Here is a 15,858-nt window from a genome sequence, read left to right on the forward strand (position 1 = left end):
AATTACAGTCTATTTTGTCCCACCAACACCGCTGATACGACCTAACCTCGAGCTTCTTCGAGCATCTGCTTGGCGTGGGCCAAGCTTGCCTCGGACTGATCGCCGCTGAGCATGCGGGCGATCTCGCCGGTACGCGCTTCGCCGGTTACCTCGTCCAATTGCGTCTGGGGAACATCGCCCGGTTCCTTGCTGACAACATAATGCTTGTCGGCCATGACGGCAACCTGTGCCAAGTGGGTTACGACAATCACCTGATGTGTAGCGGCGAGATCTGCCAGCACGCCTGCAAGCGCACGCGCCGTGGAGCCACCAACACCAGCATCAACCTCGTCAAACACCAGCGTATCGACACCGTCTGCGTTACCGAGGACAACCTTGCTTGCCAGCATGACGCGGCTTAGCTCGCCGCCCGACGCAATTCGGCGCAGGGGGCGCGGCGTCAAACCGGCACCGCTGCGGTATAGCAGCTCGTAGCTCGAAGGGCCAACGGGCGTCCACTCAGCACGGGGAAGATCACGTGACTCCCAGACGAGCTCGGCACTACCCATCTCCAAGCGCGCCATCTGGCGGCCAACCTCGTGGCAGAAGCGCGGGGCCGCCGTATTGCGAGCGCGCTTAAGTGCCTTGGCAGCGGCAAACAACTCGCGCTCGGCGATCCCGAGCGCCTCACGCGCCTGTTTGATCTGTTCATCGCCATCATCGACCAGGGACAGCAGCTCTTGCGAGCGATCGCGCATGGCAAACACATCGTCCATGGTGGGACCCCACTGACGCAACAGGCCCTTGAGGTCGGAATACCGCTCACGCATGCGAGCGAGCTCGCGCGGGTCGAAGGCGATGCCATCGCGATAGGCACGAAGCTCGTTCGCGCAATCCTCAAGGGAGATACAGGCATCCGAAAGCGCATCGGCAATGTCACCCAGTTTGCGATCGACGGCAGCCATACGGGAAAGCTCTGCCACGGCACTGTTCACGGCATCGAGCGCTCCCCCTTCGGCGGCAAGCGATGCATGGGCATCGTTAGCTGTGGCAACCAGTACCTCGGCATGTTCGGAGCGCGGTAGCAGTTCCTCGAGCTCCTCATACTCGCCCGGCTTGGGGTCGACCTCGCCGATGCGCTCGAGGGCAAAGCGCGCCTCCTCGACGCGGCTCCCCTGCGCACGCGAGGCCTCTTCGACACGTCGAACTTCCTTGGCGGCAGCGCGCGATGCCTTAAAGCAGGTGCGGTACGCATCCAGCGCCTCGAGCGCAGAGCGCCCCGCCCAGGCATCGACCATCGCAACGTGATGCGCCGGGTCGAGCAAGCGCTGATGCTCATGCTGCCCGCACAAATCCATCATCACGCCAACGCGCTCCGAAAGCTCGCGCACGCTGGCGATGCGGCCGTCAATTTTTACGCGACTGCGGCCCTCGGCGGAAAGGCTGCGCTGCACGGTGAAGCCTTCCGTGTCGTGCGGCCCGTCGAACAAGCGCGCCTCGACGCTCGCCAGCGCCTCGCCCTCGCGCACCATCGACGAATCCGCGCGCTCGCCCAAAATGAGCTTGAGCGCCGAGAGCAGCGCGGTCTTGCCGGCGCCGGTCTCGCCGGTCAGGACAGTCAGGCCGGCACTCGGCACCAACGTCGCCTCGCGAATGAGTGCAATGTTAGAAACCTGCAGCTCATCGATCATGACGGACTCCGTAGAATACGCGGCTCACCGAGTTATAAAAGCTCTCGGGGCCGTAATCGAGCAGCAGCACATCTCCGGGCCCACGACGCGCCGCCACGCTCTCGACGGTCCCATCGCAGGTAATAAACTGTCCATCGATAGCGATCGCCGGAACGCTCGGGCGGTCATCAGACATAAAGATTTCGACGACATCACTCGGCGAAGTCAAAAAGGCACGGGCCTGAATGGTGTGCGGGGCAATGGGTACGCAGACCATGCCCGTATAGTCGGGGCTCACGATGGGGCCACCGGCACTCAGCGCGTACCCCGTAGAACCAGTCGCCGTGGACACGACCACGCCATCACCACGCAAGCGATCGATATGGTGGTCCGACACTGTGATGTCAAACTCGACCATATCGGAAAGGGGGCCACGCGTGAGCGCCATGTCGTTGAGGGCGAACGTGCGCACAACATCCTTCGTGCCATCGTCGCGCACGGACACGATATCCGCGGCGATCGTGGCGCGACGGCTCACGTGCAGCTCGCCGGACAGGGCATCGCTCACGACCTGCAGGATGTCGCGCTCCTCCGGACTCGCAGCAGTTAAAAAGCCCAGGTGGCCATAGGAAAGACCGAGGATAGGAATCTCGCGATAGTTGAGGATACGAGCCGCGCGCAGCAGCGTGCCGTCGCCGCCGAGCGTAATGACCAGGTCGGCATCGTCAACATCGGGCGCGCTCTGGATCTTGGAGCGCTGATCGGCAGCCCATGCCACCTCGTAGCCCTGGCGCGAAAGCCAAAGCTCGAGCATCAGGCCACTCTCGACCGCCTCTTGCTTGTAGTAATTGGGAACCAGAAAGACCTTCATAGCGTTGCAGCTTTCTCGCTCAAAACCGATACCTGGGATTGCAGCTCATCGTCGGTGCGTTCACCGGGGGCAAACCTCGTGCCGTACAGGAAAAACTCAACGTTGCCCTTGGCACCATGAATGGGTGACACGCACACATCGACCGGGAACAGGCCCTTGGCAGCAAAGAGCTCAATCGCCGCCGCGAGTGTATCGCGGCGCACAGCGGGATCGGTCACAATGCCGCCCTCACCCACCAGCGCCGCCGGAGCCTCAAACTGCGGCTTTACGAGCGTGCAGAATGCGCCCATAGGTGCCAGGCACGCCAGCACCGCATCGATAATGTTCGCAATGCTGGTAAACGAGACATCACACACAGCCAGGTCGATGGCGCCCGCATAGCCAAGCTCGGGCAGCTGCGTCACGTTTGTGCGCTCATGCAGTGTCACGCGATCGTCCTGACGCAACGACCAATCGAACTGGGCGCGACCCACGTCCACCGAGACAACGGTCGCAGCTCCGCGCTTGAGCAGGCAATCGGTAAAGCCGCCGGTAGAGCAGCCAACATCCAGACAGGCAAGGCCCGTCGGATTGATGTCAAACGCATCAAGCGCGCCTTCGAGCTTAAGACCGCCGCGGCCGACATAGGGAATGCGCCCCTTCACGTGCAGCGGCAGACCCGGGGTCACCTTAAGGCCCGGCGAAGTCAAGCGCTCGCCGCCACTCGAGACCAAGCCGGCCATAAGAGTGCGAAGGGCATCCGCGCGATCGGCGCAGATGCCCTGTGAAATCAGTTCGTCATCAAGACGCACGCGTTTCATGAATGCCATCAACCATTCGTATCCGGAGATGCGGCTAGCTATCCTGGGATTCGTTTGCCGCGTCCTCATCGTATTCCTGCTCGAGCTTATCGGCCTCACGCGGAGTCAGCTCAAACTTGTCGACCATATCGACCGCGCGGGAGCCCAGCTCAATTGCCTCGTCAAACAGATCGAGTGAACGCTCCAAGGACGTATCCTTGGAGCGAACGGTAGCGATGATCTGGTCTAGACGGTCCGAGATCTCGTCAAAGTTGCGGACAGAACCCTCTGGCATGACTACTCCTCGACGGAGTCGGCCTCGACGGCCTCAGCAGCGTCCGCATCCTCGGCTAATACGCCGGCGGCAGCCTGAGCGGCAGCGACCTTGGCGGCCGCCTCGGCAGCCTGTGCCTCCTCGCGAGCGCGATCCTCGGCCAGCAGCTCCTGGTACAGGTCCTCGCCCGGCAGCTCCTCGCTGCGAGCGATCTTGCCCAGCACGCCGTTGACAAACGATGCGGACTGGTCGGTACCATAAGCCTTAGCGATTTCTACGGCCTCGTTGATCACGATAGCGTCCGAAACCTCTTCGTCGGTGAGGAAGCGCATCTCATAGACAGCGATACGCAGCAGATTGCGGTCGGCACCGGGCATGCGCATAAGATCCCAGTTCTTGGCGACGGCGCGCAGGGCACAGTCGATGCGATCAATATGCTCGTAGGCACCGCGGCAAAGCACCAGCGCATAGGGGTCGAGGGGACCCTTCGAGATCAAGAAATCGCCCTCGAGGACGCGCTCGAGCGGGCTGTCCGTGGCCTCGGCCTGGAACAGCAGCTGCAGCGCCTGACTGCGGGCAAGCGTGCGCCCGCGATAAACCTTAAGGCTCAAAGGTTACTCCTTGGGGAAAACGAGGCCGTCGATGCAAACGTCAACGCGCTCGACCTCAACGCCCACCTGGGCATCGATGGCGGCGACAACTGCGGCGCGAACGGCCTCGGCGAGTTTCTTGAACGGATAGCCAAAGAACACCACGACACGCACGGTGAGTGCGAGCTTGTCGCCGACGACCTCGGCCTCGACCGCCGGCTCGGAAGCCGGGGCCTTGGACGAGAGCATCATGGAGACAAGGTTGGTGGCAAGGTCCTTGACGCCAACGGAGGCGATGCCCTCGACATCGGACACGGCGCGCGAGACGATGGCGGTCAGAACATCGGGCGAAATGCCGATACCGTCAATCTTGATTTCCTGGGGCATGAGTCCTCCTAGAAGAGTTGGTTGCTAGACGCGGGAGACGAACTTGCCGTCGCGGGTGTCAACCTTGATGACCTCGCCCTCGTTGAGGTACATGGGGACCTGGATGACAGCGCCGGTGTCGATCGTGGCCGGCTTGGTGGAACCCTGGACGGTGTCGCCCTTAAAACCCGGGTCGGTCTGGACAATGGTGGTCTCGATGAACATCGGCGGGGTCACGCCCATGAGCTCATCGTCGGCGAAGAGCAGCTGGCAGATGTCGTTCTCGCGCAGCCACTTGGAGTTCTCGCCCACCATGTCCTCGGGAACGGGAACCTGCTCATAGGACTCGTTGTCCATGAAGATGTAGTCGGTGCCATCGTTGTAGAGGTACTGGAACTCACGGGTGGTGAGCATGACGCTCTCGAACTTGGTGCCGGCGTTGCAGGTGTTCTCGACGACGCGGCCGCTCTTGATGTCGCGGGTCTTGTAGCGCACAAACGCGCCACCCTTTCCCGGCTTGACATGCTGGAACTCGACGATGGTGTAGACCTTGTCCTTAATGCGGAGACCGAGGCCGTTCTTGAAGTCGGCGGTAGAAATGGTAGGCATAGCGACCTTTCTTGTTATAGGCAGAACGCACAAGCGTCCAAGTTACATACGACCGAAATTATACACTTGCAGACGGCGCCTGCAGCGAGCGCATAAAAAGAGAACGCGGGGCGCCCGAATCTATCCGAACGTCCCGCCCCACAAAAGTAGATTTTAAGGCATGTCCCAAAAATCTACCGAGGTGTTTTAGCAATCGATGACGCGGAGGTCATGCGGGGTCTTGGTGAAGGGCTCGTAGCCGTTCTCGGTGACCACGCCGTAGTCCTCCAGGCGCACGCCGCCCACGCCGGGCAGGTAGACGCCGGGCTCCATGGTGACAACCGAGCCAACCTCGATGATATTCTTGCTGCGGTTGAAATTGGGCAGCTCGTGGATGTCGATACCGACGCCGTGGCCCAGGCCATGGTTATAGTAATCGCCATAGCCGGCATCGCCGATGATCTTCTTGGAGAGCCTGAAGATGTCGTTGCCCTCGACGCCCGGATGGATGGCGGCGACGCACTCCTCGTGCGTACGGCGCACGAGCGCGTACAGGTCGAGCTGCTCCTGGGTAGGCTCGCCCATCACGACGGTACGCGTCATATCGGAGCGGTAGTCGCAATAGCCCGCGCCGTAATCCATGAGGACGAAGTCGCCCTTCTCGATCACGCGGTCACTCGGGACGGCGTGCGGGTTCGCAGTGTTGGGACCGCTCGCGACGATGGAGCCAAAGGCCAAGCTGTCGGCGCCGTTGGCGAACATAAAGTTCTCGAGCTCGTTGCGAACCTGCTTCTCGGTCATACCAGGCTTAATAAAGCCGAGCATATGCTGGAAGGCGGCGTCGGTGATCGACTGTGCGTGGCGCATGAGCTCGATCTCCTCGGCATCCTTGACGGCGCGCATCTTACGGATATCGTCGTGCATCAGCGGCAGCATGCAAGCGACGGAGCGGTCCTCCAGGCCGCGCTGAATGCCCTGGTAGAAGTTAATCTGCATATCGTCCTCGACAGCGCAGACGCGGCACTTGTTGGCCGCGATCTTGCCGGCGACCCAACCGGGGATGGTGCCCTCGTCCATGTCGTAGACCCAGGGACTGCCGGCGGGCGTGTTCTCCTCAAAGCTGTTGAGATAGCGCGAATCGGTATGGAACAGGCACTGGTCAGCCGTAATAAACGCCGCGTGCGGAAACTCGAAGGTGTAATCGAAGACGCCCTTCACGCCCGTAAGCCAACGAAGATTTGCCTCGTCGCGTACCACGATGGCGTCGTAGCCACGCTCGACCATCAGGGCACGGACACGCTCGATACGACCGGCAGGACCGGCAGCAAACTCAGACATGCAGATTCCTTTCTTGTTGTCGTCACATACAGACGGGACGGGCTCAATCAGCGTACGAAAACGCAAGCGATTCGTAACCGATTGAAAACCCGTCCCTCAACATGATACGAAAGACGATGGATGTCAATAAATCTTAGAGAAGTTCCTTACGAGAAGCCAGATACGCCTGGGCATGGCGCTCGAGAACCTCGTCCTCCACGCTGGTCAAACGTATAGCGCCAAGCGCCGCGGGCAACGGCAGCATGCTACGGTTCGAGCGCGCAAACTGCTGCCTGCGGAACTCCTCGACAAACGCGGTAGGCTCCAGGTCGAAGGCAAGTTCCTCGATGTCAAAGTCCTCCAGGCAGTCATCGACATCAAACACATAGTCGATATCGAAGTCGCAGGCATCATGTGCTAGGCGTGCCTCAAAGCGCATGCCCTCGGACAACAGCTGGTAGGCAGGGACCTGCGAAGCGGCATCGCCCAAGCAGGCGCGCAGGGTGCGTTCCCCCATCTTGCCAAAATCGAGCGCATGCCGAGCGCTCGGGTTCGTGGCCGTCAGCACGTCCTTGCGGGCAGTCTGAGACCATTGGACGGCATTGACGAGCGCGACCTCCTCACCAGCAAGAATCTCGGAGACAGTCTCAATAAACTGATTCCAGCGCGACTTGCTGCTCGAAAGCATGGTGCCAACAAGTACCGCATAGCCGAGCTTGAGGTCCTCGGGGTCCGCTTCGCGAACAAGGTCGAGGTCACACACGACCAAGCCCGGTTCGGGACGGAACGCGATAGCGGGAAGCGCATTGGCCGACGAGGCGACGAGCGGCTTCATGGTCGTCGCGACCGTGAGCATGGCGTCGAAGGTCGTCGGCAGCAGCGCGCACTCAGTTCGGCCGCACCACTGGTTGGCGCACCAGCTAACAACCGAGCAGGTCGCCGTGTCGCCGACGGCGACAACGAGATCGTCACAGGTAATGCCGTTAGCCGACAGGGCGCCAAAGACGGTATCGGCATCGGCCAGCGTGGCACCGGCAGGCGAAACCTCGAGGACGAGCGGCGACACGGCAAAGCCAGCATCGACCAGAGCGTGCTCAACGACCTCGCCAAAACGCTCTGACGTGGCGGTGTTCCAAACGACCATCGCACGCTTAGGCTTGCCCACGGCCGAGGCAAACATACGCGACAGCTCATCGAACGCGCCCAATCCGACACGGACATCGACGCTGCGGTTTTGGAAATTGATCAGTTGACGGCGAATCATAGCAGTCCACGCTCCAAAAGCATCTCGGCACAAAGGTAGGAAACGTCCTCGAAGGACTTGTTGCGAATATCAAGGGTAAGGTCGGCTGCCTGGCGATACAGCGGACGGCGATGCTCAAACAGGCGCGCGGCATGCTCGGGCGAGCGGAAATCGGGGCGCGTGTCGCACCGACGAATCTGGCGCAACGAGTCCTCGAAGTCGCCCTCGAGGTACACGCACGTACCCATTTCGTGCATCAGTTTAATGTTCACTGGCGTCTCGACGATGCCACCCCCGCACGATACCAGCAGGCTGCGCTCGCTTTGAAGCGAACGGAGTGCCGAGGTCTCGAGCTCGCGAAAACGATCCTCGCCCTCGGTCTCAAAAATCTCGGTAACCGACTTGCCGCATCGACGCACGACCAGGCGGTCGGTATCGATAAAACGCCGCTTGAACATGGTGCCGACGTTGCGCGCGAGCGTCGATTTGCCCGCGCCCAAAAAGCCGATAAAGAAGATATGGTCGCAGCCGTGTTTGATGTGCTGGGACATAGCGAGACCTATTCCTCGCAGGGAAGGTCGCGCAGGGCCCGGCGCTCAAAGATACGGAAGATCTGCGTGTACCACAGGTCCTGGGTTGCTTGCGGCTTGACCAGGATGGTATCGACGCCGGCAAAGTTGCCGCTCCACACGTCCGTGTAGAGCTGATCACCGATCAGCACCGCCTCATCGGCCGTGGCGCCGAGGCGCTTAAGACCCGCCTTGAGGGCAAACGGAGCCGGCTTCATAGCGTGGCTGATGGCCTCGAGCCCCAACTCGCGTGCAGAGCTCATGACCTGGTCGCGATGCCAGTTGTTGGACACCATGCACAGCTTAAAGCCTTTGGCACGGGCGGCATCGAGCCAAGCGGAAACCGCGGCGGGAACCTGCTCGGTATCGCGCGGCACCAGGGTGTTATCGCGATCGAGCAGAATGGCGCGTTTGCCGTCGGCCCACAGGGTATCAAGGTCGATGCGATCGACCGAGGCAACGTATCGTTTGGGGCTAAAAATCCTCATGCTAATTCCAAGACTGTTGATGTTCTTCGTAGGTTTGCGAGAAATACTCCTCGTCCTGTGTAATGTAGAAATACAGGTCATCGGAGTCGGTCGGCTCAAGGGTGGCCTTGAGCGCCTCGAGCGACGGAGAACAGATGGGCGTGGGCGGCAGGCCCTCGTGCTTATAGGTGTTATACGGGCTATCGCTCTGCAGGTCGTCGGCGGTAACCTCGCCGCCGGTAACATACATCATGGTCGCATCGCTGTTGAGATAACGCAGACCGTCAAGCTTACCGGCAAGGCGGTTGTAGAAGACCGAGGCCACGTGCGACCGTTGATCGGCGTTGAGACCCTCGCGCTCAACGATAGAGGCAAGGTTAACGATGTCGTAATCGGACATCTCCACACCGTAGCGCTCCTTGATCTTGGCCTCGCAGCTGGCAAAGTCAAGCGACTTGTACTCGGTCTTAAACTGATCGAGCATGGCGCGAATCACTTCATCGGCCGTCGGCGAATCGCCCAGCGAATAGGTCTTGGGGAACAAGAAGCCCTCGAGCGAATCGTTTGCAGCACCCCTAAGGAAGCTATAATCGTCCACGTAGTTGGAGGCCTTGGCCTGGTTGAGGAAGTCTTCCTTAGAGATGCTGTCGTAGGCCTGGGCCACACGGTCGGCGACTTGATCGACCGTCAAGCCCTCGGGAATCGTCAGCGCATTGGAGCCCGCGTTGGGGCCTTCCATGAGTTGCTGCACCACCTTAGTCGTATCCATGAGCGTGGTGAACGAATAAGTACCGGGCTTAAGCGACATATCGGCGTTGAGCTTTTTTACCGCCGCATAGTAATCCTTGGGATTTTCGACGATATGGTTCTCGGAGAGAATCGAGGCGATCGTATCGCCCGAAGCACCGTCGGGAATGGTCACCGTAACCTGCTGACCAGCCGTGACCTTCGAATCCTCGCCGGCAAAGAAGCCCTTGACGACTGGCACGACAAAGAAAACGATCGCGACAAGCGCAAGCACGGCGACGACGCCACCGATAATCATAGGCACCGGGGAGCTTTTCTTTTGGGCACCACGGCGGGCGTGCGTGTTATAGCTCGATCGCGTGGCCGGAGCAACGCCGTGCGAGCCATGAGCGTGATACGAATGCGATTGGGGGGCCTGCGTTCGCTGGATAGGTGCCTGCTGCTTAAAGCGGGTACCGCCTGTAGGCTGGGCTGTACGAGCAGTGGGCTGCTGACCCGTCCGCTGAGCAGGTTGGGCCGAACGAGAGGAGGACTGCACCGGGCGCGCGGCAGGCTGAGCTGCGCGCTGTGTCGGCTGTGCCGGACGCTGGCCAGGTTGGGTAGGGCGCGGCACAGGCTGTCCCTGGCGAATCGGCTGGCGCGGATCGGAAGCGCTAGGCATGCGAGACCTCCTCGTTTTTACGATCAAGCCACGTCTGCAAAAACAGACTAGCGGCAATCATGTCAATCTTGCCCCTCATCTGCTTTTCGTTGAGTCCCTGCTCGCGCAAGATGCGCTTGGCCTCTTGCGAGGACAGGCGCTCGTCCTCAAACTCCAGCGGAAGTTCGAGCTCGTCGGCAATCTTTTGCGCTACGGCGGCGACGCGCTCGGCCTGGGGGCCGGGCTCACCGGCCATGGTCAAGGGACGTCCGCTTACCAGGATATCGGGCTCATAGTCCTCGACCATGTAGCGAAACGTCTTGGACATACCGGTGACCTCAGCAGCCGGAAGCACCTTGACAGGCATTGCCATCTTGCCATCACGGCTTGAGACGGCAATACCGATCCTAGTCTCCCCTATGTCCAGCGCGAGCGCGACCACAGCGACTACTTAGGTTCTTAGGCGCCGAGCGCGGTCTTGGCGGCCGCGATGGCATCGGCGATACCGGCAGCGTTCTTGCCACCGGCCTGGGCCATGTTGGGACGACCGCCACCGCGACCATCGACCAGGCCCGCGATCTGCTTGATCACGTTGCCGGCGTGGAAACCGGCCTTCACAGCGTCATCGGAGCCGGCGGCGAGCAGGGCCGGGGTGCCCTTCTCGGTAACGCTGGCAACTACGCAGGCGACGGGGCCGGCAACCTTCTGGTGCACGGTATCCCAGACGTTGCGCAGGTCTGCGGCCTCGAGACCCTGGAGCTCAGCGACGACGAGCTTGTAGCCATTCAGCTCGACAGCGCCGTCGATGGCGCTGGAAATGGCGTCGGAGGAGCCACCGGTCAGAGCCTTCTTGAGCTTGTTAGAAGTCTCGCGCAGCTCGGCCTGCAGGTTCTCCACGCGGGCGGGAACCTCGTCGACGTGGCACTTGAGCGCAGCGGCGGCAGCGTCGACGAGCGCCAGGCGGTCGGCCATGTAATCGAGAGCGCCCTTGGAGGTCACGGCCTCGATACGGCGGACGTTCGAGCCCGTGGAGGACTCGGAAATGATCTTGAACAGACCGATCTCGGCGGTATTGGCGGCATGCGTACCTCCGCAGAGCTCGCGGGAGAACGGCTGATCCTCGGCGCCCACGGAGACGACGCGGACGACGTCTCCGTACTTCTCGCCAAACAGGGCGACAGCGCCGGCGGCCTTGGCCTCATCGATGCCCATGACGCGGGTCACGACCGGCTTGGAAGCGAAAATCTGCTGGTTGACCAGGTCCTCGACAGCCTTGAGCTGCTCGGAAGACAGAGCCTCGAAGTGCGTGAAGTCAAAGCGCAGGTGCTCGGGCGTCACGAGCGAGCCGGCCTGGGAGACATGCTCGCCCAGGACCTGCTTAAGCGCGGCGTCGAGCAGGTGGGTGGCGGTGTGGTTGCGGCGCAGGAAACCACGGCGCTCGGCGTCGAGCGCGGCGGTCACGGTAGCACCGACGGTCAGCGTACCCTCGGCAACGTGCGCGACGTGGGCATACAGGCCGTTGTGGTTCTTGGTATCGGAAATGGTCAGCGCAACGCCCTCGGCGGAAAGCTCGCCGGCGTCGCCCTGCTGGCCGCCCATCTCGGCGTAGAACGGGGTACGGTCGAGCACAACCTCGACGTCCTCGCCGGCGGCAGCGGACTCGACGGACTCGCCGTTGCGCACGATGGCGACAACCTTGGCGCACTCAATCACATCGTTGTCGTAACCGTCGAACTCGGTCGCGGCAACCTTGTCGGAAAGCTCGACCCACACGTCGTTGAAGCTGCCCCAGGCGTCGCCCTTGGCATTGGCGCGAGCGCGGGCCTTCTGGTCCTCCATGCAGGCGGCGAAACCGTCCATGTCGACGTCATGGCCAGCAGCACCGGCGATCTCGACGGTCAGGTCGATGGGGAAACCAAAGGTGTCGTGCAGCTTAAAGGCAACGTCGCCCGGAAGGACGGCGCCGTCGGCGAGCGCTGCCAGGGCCTCGTCAAGATAAACGCGGCCGTTGTCGAGCGTCGTGGAGAAGCGCTCCTCCTCGGAGGCAACGATACCCTTGACGAGCGCGACGTTCTTGAGCAGCTCAGGATAGGCCTCGCCCATCTGAGCGTTGACCTCGTCGATAAACTTGGTCAGGAAGGCGCCCTCGATGCCCAGCAGACGACCGTGGAACACGGCACGACGGAGCAGGCGGCGCAGGACGTACTCGCGACCCTCGTTACCGGGCAGGACGCCGTCGGAGATCATAAAGTCAACGGCACGGGAGTGGTCGGCGATGATGCGCAGGGAGCGGCTGGCACCGGAGTAATCGTCGGCGTCATAGGTCTTGCCGCTGATCTTCTCACCGAGCTTGATGAGGTGCTGCATCAGATCGCCGTCGTAGTTAGCGGTCTTGTGCTGCATGATAGCGGCCATGCGCTCCAGACCCATGCCCGTATCGAGGTTGCGGTGCGGCAGCTCCGGCATGGAGCCGTCCTCCTGGCGGTCGTACTGGGTAAACACGAGGTTCCAGAACTCAAGGAAGCGGTCACAGTCGCAGCCAGGCTTGCAGTCGGGGCTGCCGCAACCGACCTCCTCGCCCATGTCAAAGTAGATCTCGGAGCACGGACCGCAGGGGCCGGTGGGGCCAGCGGCCCAGAAGTTGTCGTCCTCGCCCAGGCGGGAGATGTGATCCTCGGCAACGCCCAGAGAGCGCCACACATCGTGGGTCTCGTCGTCTTCGGTAAAGACGGTGAAGTACAGGCGGTCGAGCGGCAGGTTGAACTCCTTGGTGATGAGCTCAAAAGCCCAAGCGCAGGCCTGCTGCTTGGAGATGCCGCCAAAGGAGAAGTCGCCGAGCATCTCAAAGAAGGACAGGTGACGGCCGTCCTCACCGATGCAGTCGATGTCGTTGGTGCGGACACACTTCTGGCAGGAGATCGCGCCGATCTCCTTCATGGTCTTCTTGCCCTGGTAGTACTCCTTAAACTGGTTCATGCCTGCGTTGGCAAGCAGCAGCGAAGGATCGTCGGGGACGAGGGACGAAGAAGGATAGAGCTTAAGACCGCGCTCCTCAAAGAAGTTGAGGAACTTGGAGCGAATCTCGGCCGTAGTCATTGACGGGTAGTCAGCACTCATAGAGGGAATCTCCTCAGTTTCACATCGAAACAGTTCAAACGTAACGATATTACCATCCCACCGCGCCTGTGCAAAAAAGAGGGCCGCCAAACAGCGACCCTCCAGCGAAAGTGCACGTTATTTAGGTCTGTCAAATACTTTGAAAAAAAATGATTTCGGTAAAATTTCATATAAGAATCGTCCGGAAGGAGCGATCGATGAATAGCAAACGGTTTGTCGTGAATGCACTAACCTCAGTAGCCCTTTTAGCAATCTTCGCTTACTCGAGCTGGTATGTGAACCAGCCGAGATTTGGCTACGCATTGTACGCAGTAACATCTGGCGATAAAGCGTATTGCACCCTAAGCGCAATTGACGCCATCTTTTTCTATGTGGCTGGCCCCTTATCAATCGCTTTGATCGCGTTTCTTGTCATTTACAACTTCAAGAAACGTTAATGGGACCTATTTAGCATCCGAATCGTCCATGGAGCCGTCGATGCCGGTTTTGGTGTCGTCCGTATTGGAATCGTCATCCCTGGCGAAGGGGTTCTTGAAAAAACCGGTCGCATCGGGCTGCAGGCCCGAGAGCTTAATCCAGGGATTATCGAGCTCAGGCTTGGGCATGGCCTTGGCCTCGGGCGCAGTCTCGTTGCCGATGAGCTCAGACTCGTAAATGAACGTATCATCTCCGAGCGCGTCGTAGGCGGCGACCGGGTTGCCATCGGCATCGCGGTACGGCGTGCCCTTAAACACGGCGCCGTCATAGGCCACGAGCTGGCGGCCGGTCTCATTCTCGAAGTAGTACACGAAGATACCCTTGAGGGCCGCGCACAGCGGAATAGCGATAACCATGCCGATGGGACCCATGAGTGCCGAACCGATAACGAGGGCCGTAAGGCTCATGACGGGATGCACCTGCACCGAGCTCTGCATGACCTTAGGCGAAATCACGTTATCGGTGACGTTTTGTGCGACCATCGTCACGATGAGCGTCCATAACGCCAACATGGGGCTGAACATAAAGCCGAGTACCGTAGCGATTGCTGCGCTCACCCAGGGACCGACGACCGGAACCAAATGCATGATGCCGGTAAAGATAGCCATGAGCGCCGCATACGGATGGCCGATGATCATAAAACCGATAAAGGCAAGGAAGCCACCGCAGATGGACGTCACGACCATGCCGCGCATATAGCCGCCGACCGAGCGTGAAAGGATGGCAACCATAAAGCGGTACGAGGTCTCTTTTTCCTGTCCGATGATGGTGCAGACCTCGTGGTGCATGCGGGGATAATCGCAGGCAAGCCAGTAGGCAAGCACCAGACCCAGGAAGATGACGAACAGCTGCGAGGCCGTGTTGGTAATGAACGGAAACACACCGCGGCCGAGCTCGGCAGCGATTTGCGAGACGTACTTGGACGCTACGGTAACCAGCGAAGAAAGATTGTCGTCCAGATACTCCTTGAGCGGAGTGTTGTTGAGCGTCTTGGCGTGCGAGAGCATCTCGTTGAGATCGCCACCCGCAACACGAAGCTGCTCGGGCAGGCGGCTCAGGACTTCCATGATTTGACCGAGCAAAATAGGCGAGAGGATGCAGACGACGCCGACGAGCACGGCAACAACCACAATGAGCGCGATGAGCGAACCGAGGCCACGTCCGACGCCGTGATGCTCGAGCCAGTTGGTGATCGGGGACATCACAAAAGCAATAATGGAGCCGACGGCGAGAAACTCGATAACCGGTGCCAGGATGCCCATAAGGTTAAAGATGACAGCAGCAATAACAATGCAGCCGACAACAGCCCAAATGCGCAGCGTCATAATGCGGGTGCCGCGCAGCGCGCGATCGGTTTGCTGGGGGCGCTCACTCATGAACGAATCATCACTCCGTCGGGGTCGATCTTGTCCTGAATCTTCTTAAGCGTGCGGCGCAGCAGACGCGAAACCTGCACCTGAGAAATACCCAGCTTCTTGGCGATCTCGATCTGGGTCATGCCCTTCACGAAGCGCAGCTCGATCACCTCGCGCTCGCGCGGCGAGAAATCGCGAATGGCCTCCTCAATCACCAAGCGGTCATCGGTAAAGTCGAGTTCATTGTCCTCGTCGGCATAACGGTCGAGAATCGAAGGCGAATCGTCGGAATCAGATGTACCGGGAGCCTCGATAGGCACCGAGGTATAGGCCGAAGACGATTCCATAGCCTCGAGGACCTCGTCGACAGTCACATCTAGATACTCAGCGATCTCCTCAACCTTGGGCGAACGCTGCAGCTCGTTGGTAAGTTTGTCAGTAGCCTGGTTGACCTTGGCCGAGAGCTCCTGCAGACGACGCGGCACGCGTACGCTCCAGCCCTTGTCGCGGAAATGGCGTTTGATCTCACCCAGGATAGTGGGTGTCGCAAACGTCGTGAACTCAAGTCCGCGTTCAGGGTCAAAGCGGTCGATAGCCTTGAGCAAGCCCAGATAGCCGACCTGCAAAAGGTCATCGAGTGGCTCGCCGCGATTCTTAAATTTGTTGGCAAGAAACCTTACCAGGTTCATATGGGACATGACGAGCTGCTCGCGGGCGTCCGGATCACCGGTCTCCTTGTAGCGGCGAAACAGCTCGCGGGTTTTCTCCTTATCCCAAGCGGTCTTGCCGCTCCGGGAACGTTCGGTCAT

At 60.3% G+C, this 15,858-nt stretch carries 17 protein-coding genes; 1 reads left to right on the forward strand and 16 read right to left on the reverse strand.

Annotated features, from left to right (window positions below; translation table 11 throughout):
- Window positions 1-41: 41 nt before the first annotated feature.
- From DW870_RS05640 to alaS, 14 genes are all read right to left on the reverse strand, one after another.
- Window positions 42-1,670, reverse strand: coding sequence for a DNA repair protein RecN (locus tag DW870_RS05640; protein WP_117877139.1), 1,629 nt, complete (start codon window positions 1,668-1,670; stop codon window positions 42-44).
- Entirely contained in the window at window positions 1,660-2,520 is an 861-nt protein-coding gene (locus tag DW870_RS05645; protein WP_117762925.1) for an NAD(+)/NADH kinase, read from the reverse strand. Before DW870_RS05645 ends, DW870_RS05640 begins: the two co-directional genes overlap by 11 nt.
- Window positions 2,517-3,320 carry a TlyA family RNA methyltransferase gene (locus tag DW870_RS05650; RefSeq protein WP_233539338.1) on the reverse strand — a complete coding sequence of 268 codons (804 nt, stop codon included), beginning with the start codon at window positions 3,318-3,320 and terminating at the stop codon, window positions 2,517-2,519. Before DW870_RS05650 ends, DW870_RS05645 begins: the two co-directional genes overlap by 4 nt.
- A gap of 34 nt (window positions 3,321-3,354) precedes the next feature.
- Window positions 3,355-3,594 carry an exodeoxyribonuclease VII small subunit gene (locus DW870_RS05655; protein ID WP_006233978.1) on the reverse strand — a complete coding sequence of 80 codons (240 nt, stop codon included), beginning with the start codon at window positions 3,592-3,594 and terminating at the stop codon, window positions 3,355-3,357.
- 2 nt (window positions 3,595-3,596) lie between these two features.
- Window positions 3,597-4,184, reverse strand: a complete 588-nt coding sequence (gene nusB / locus DW870_RS05660) for a transcription antitermination factor NusB (protein ID WP_147326609.1) — start codon at window positions 4,182-4,184, stop codon at window positions 3,597-3,599.
- Window positions 4,185-4,187: 3 nt separating this feature from the next.
- Entirely contained in the window at window positions 4,188-4,550 is a 363-nt protein-coding gene (locus tag DW870_RS05665; protein WP_006233982.1) for an Asp23/Gls24 family envelope stress response protein, read from the reverse strand.
- A gap of 24 nt (window positions 4,551-4,574) precedes the next feature.
- Window positions 4,575-5,138, reverse strand: coding sequence for an elongation factor P (gene efp / locus DW870_RS05670; protein ID WP_006233983.1), 564 nt, complete (start codon window positions 5,136-5,138; stop codon window positions 4,575-4,577).
- A gap of 186 nt (window positions 5,139-5,324) precedes the next feature.
- Window positions 5,325-6,455 carry a Xaa-Pro peptidase family protein gene (locus DW870_RS05675; protein WP_117742841.1) on the reverse strand — a complete coding sequence of 377 codons (1,131 nt, stop codon included), beginning with the start codon at window positions 6,453-6,455 and terminating at the stop codon, window positions 5,325-5,327.
- Between the two features lie 133 nt (window positions 6,456-6,588).
- Window positions 6,589-7,698 (reverse strand): hypothetical protein, encoded by a 1,110-nt coding sequence (locus DW870_RS05680; RefSeq protein ID WP_117877141.1) that lies wholly within the window; start codon window positions 7,696-7,698, stop codon window positions 6,589-6,591.
- Window positions 7,695-8,228 carry a shikimate kinase gene (locus tag DW870_RS05685; RefSeq protein ID WP_117735064.1) on the reverse strand — a complete coding sequence of 178 codons (534 nt, stop codon included), beginning with the start codon at window positions 8,226-8,228 and terminating at the stop codon, window positions 7,695-7,697. Before DW870_RS05685 ends, DW870_RS05680 begins: the two co-directional genes overlap by 4 nt.
- Window positions 8,229-8,236: 8 nt before the next feature.
- Complete coding sequence (locus DW870_RS05690) at window positions 8,237-8,734, reverse strand: YqeG family HAD IIIA-type phosphatase (protein WP_117646451.1); 498 nt, start codon at window positions 8,732-8,734, stop codon at window positions 8,237-8,239.
- 1 nt (window position 8,735) lies between these two features.
- Window positions 8,736-10,121 carry an endolytic transglycosylase MltG gene (mltG, locus tag DW870_RS05695; protein ID WP_233540131.1) on the reverse strand — a complete coding sequence of 462 codons (1,386 nt, stop codon included), beginning with the start codon at window positions 10,119-10,121 and terminating at the stop codon, window positions 8,736-8,738.
- Window positions 10,114-10,542 carry a Holliday junction resolvase RuvX gene (ruvX, locus tag DW870_RS05700; RefSeq protein ID WP_117742838.1) on the reverse strand — a complete coding sequence of 143 codons (429 nt, stop codon included), beginning with the start codon at window positions 10,540-10,542 and terminating at the stop codon, window positions 10,114-10,116. Before ruvX ends, mltG begins: the two co-directional genes overlap by 8 nt.
- Window positions 10,543-10,559: 17 nt before the next feature.
- A complete protein-coding gene (alaS, locus tag DW870_RS05705; protein ID WP_117877145.1) occupies window positions 10,560-13,217 on the reverse strand; it encodes an alanine--tRNA ligase in 2,658 nt (885 codons plus the stop codon).
- Window positions 13,218-13,414: 197 nt separating this feature from the next.
- Between alaS and DW870_RS05710 the strand changes: the two genes are divergently transcribed.
- Window positions 13,415-13,654, forward strand: a complete 240-nt coding sequence (locus DW870_RS05710) for a hypothetical protein (RefSeq protein ID WP_117877147.1) — start codon at window positions 13,415-13,417, stop codon at window positions 13,652-13,654.
- A 6-nt stretch (window positions 13,655-13,660) separates the two neighbouring features.
- On the opposite strand, the gene DW870_RS05715 is transcribed toward DW870_RS05710, so the two are convergent.
- Both DW870_RS05715 and DW870_RS05720 read right to left on the reverse strand, forming a co-directional pair.
- Window positions 13,661-15,070, reverse strand: a complete 1,410-nt coding sequence (locus tag DW870_RS05715) for an AI-2E family transporter (RefSeq protein WP_117877149.1) — start codon at window positions 15,068-15,070, stop codon at window positions 13,661-13,663.
- On the reverse strand, window positions 15,067-15,858 hold the full coding sequence (locus DW870_RS05720) for an RNA polymerase sigma factor SigF (protein WP_117735059.1): 792 nt from the start codon (window positions 15,856-15,858) through the stop codon (window positions 15,067-15,069). Before DW870_RS05720 ends, DW870_RS05715 begins: the two co-directional genes overlap by 4 nt.

Origin of the sequence: Collinsella sp. AM38-1BH, from assembly GCF_003467545.1 — a bacterium.
Classification (GTDB): Bacteria; Actinomycetota; Coriobacteriia; order Coriobacteriales; family Coriobacteriaceae; genus Collinsella.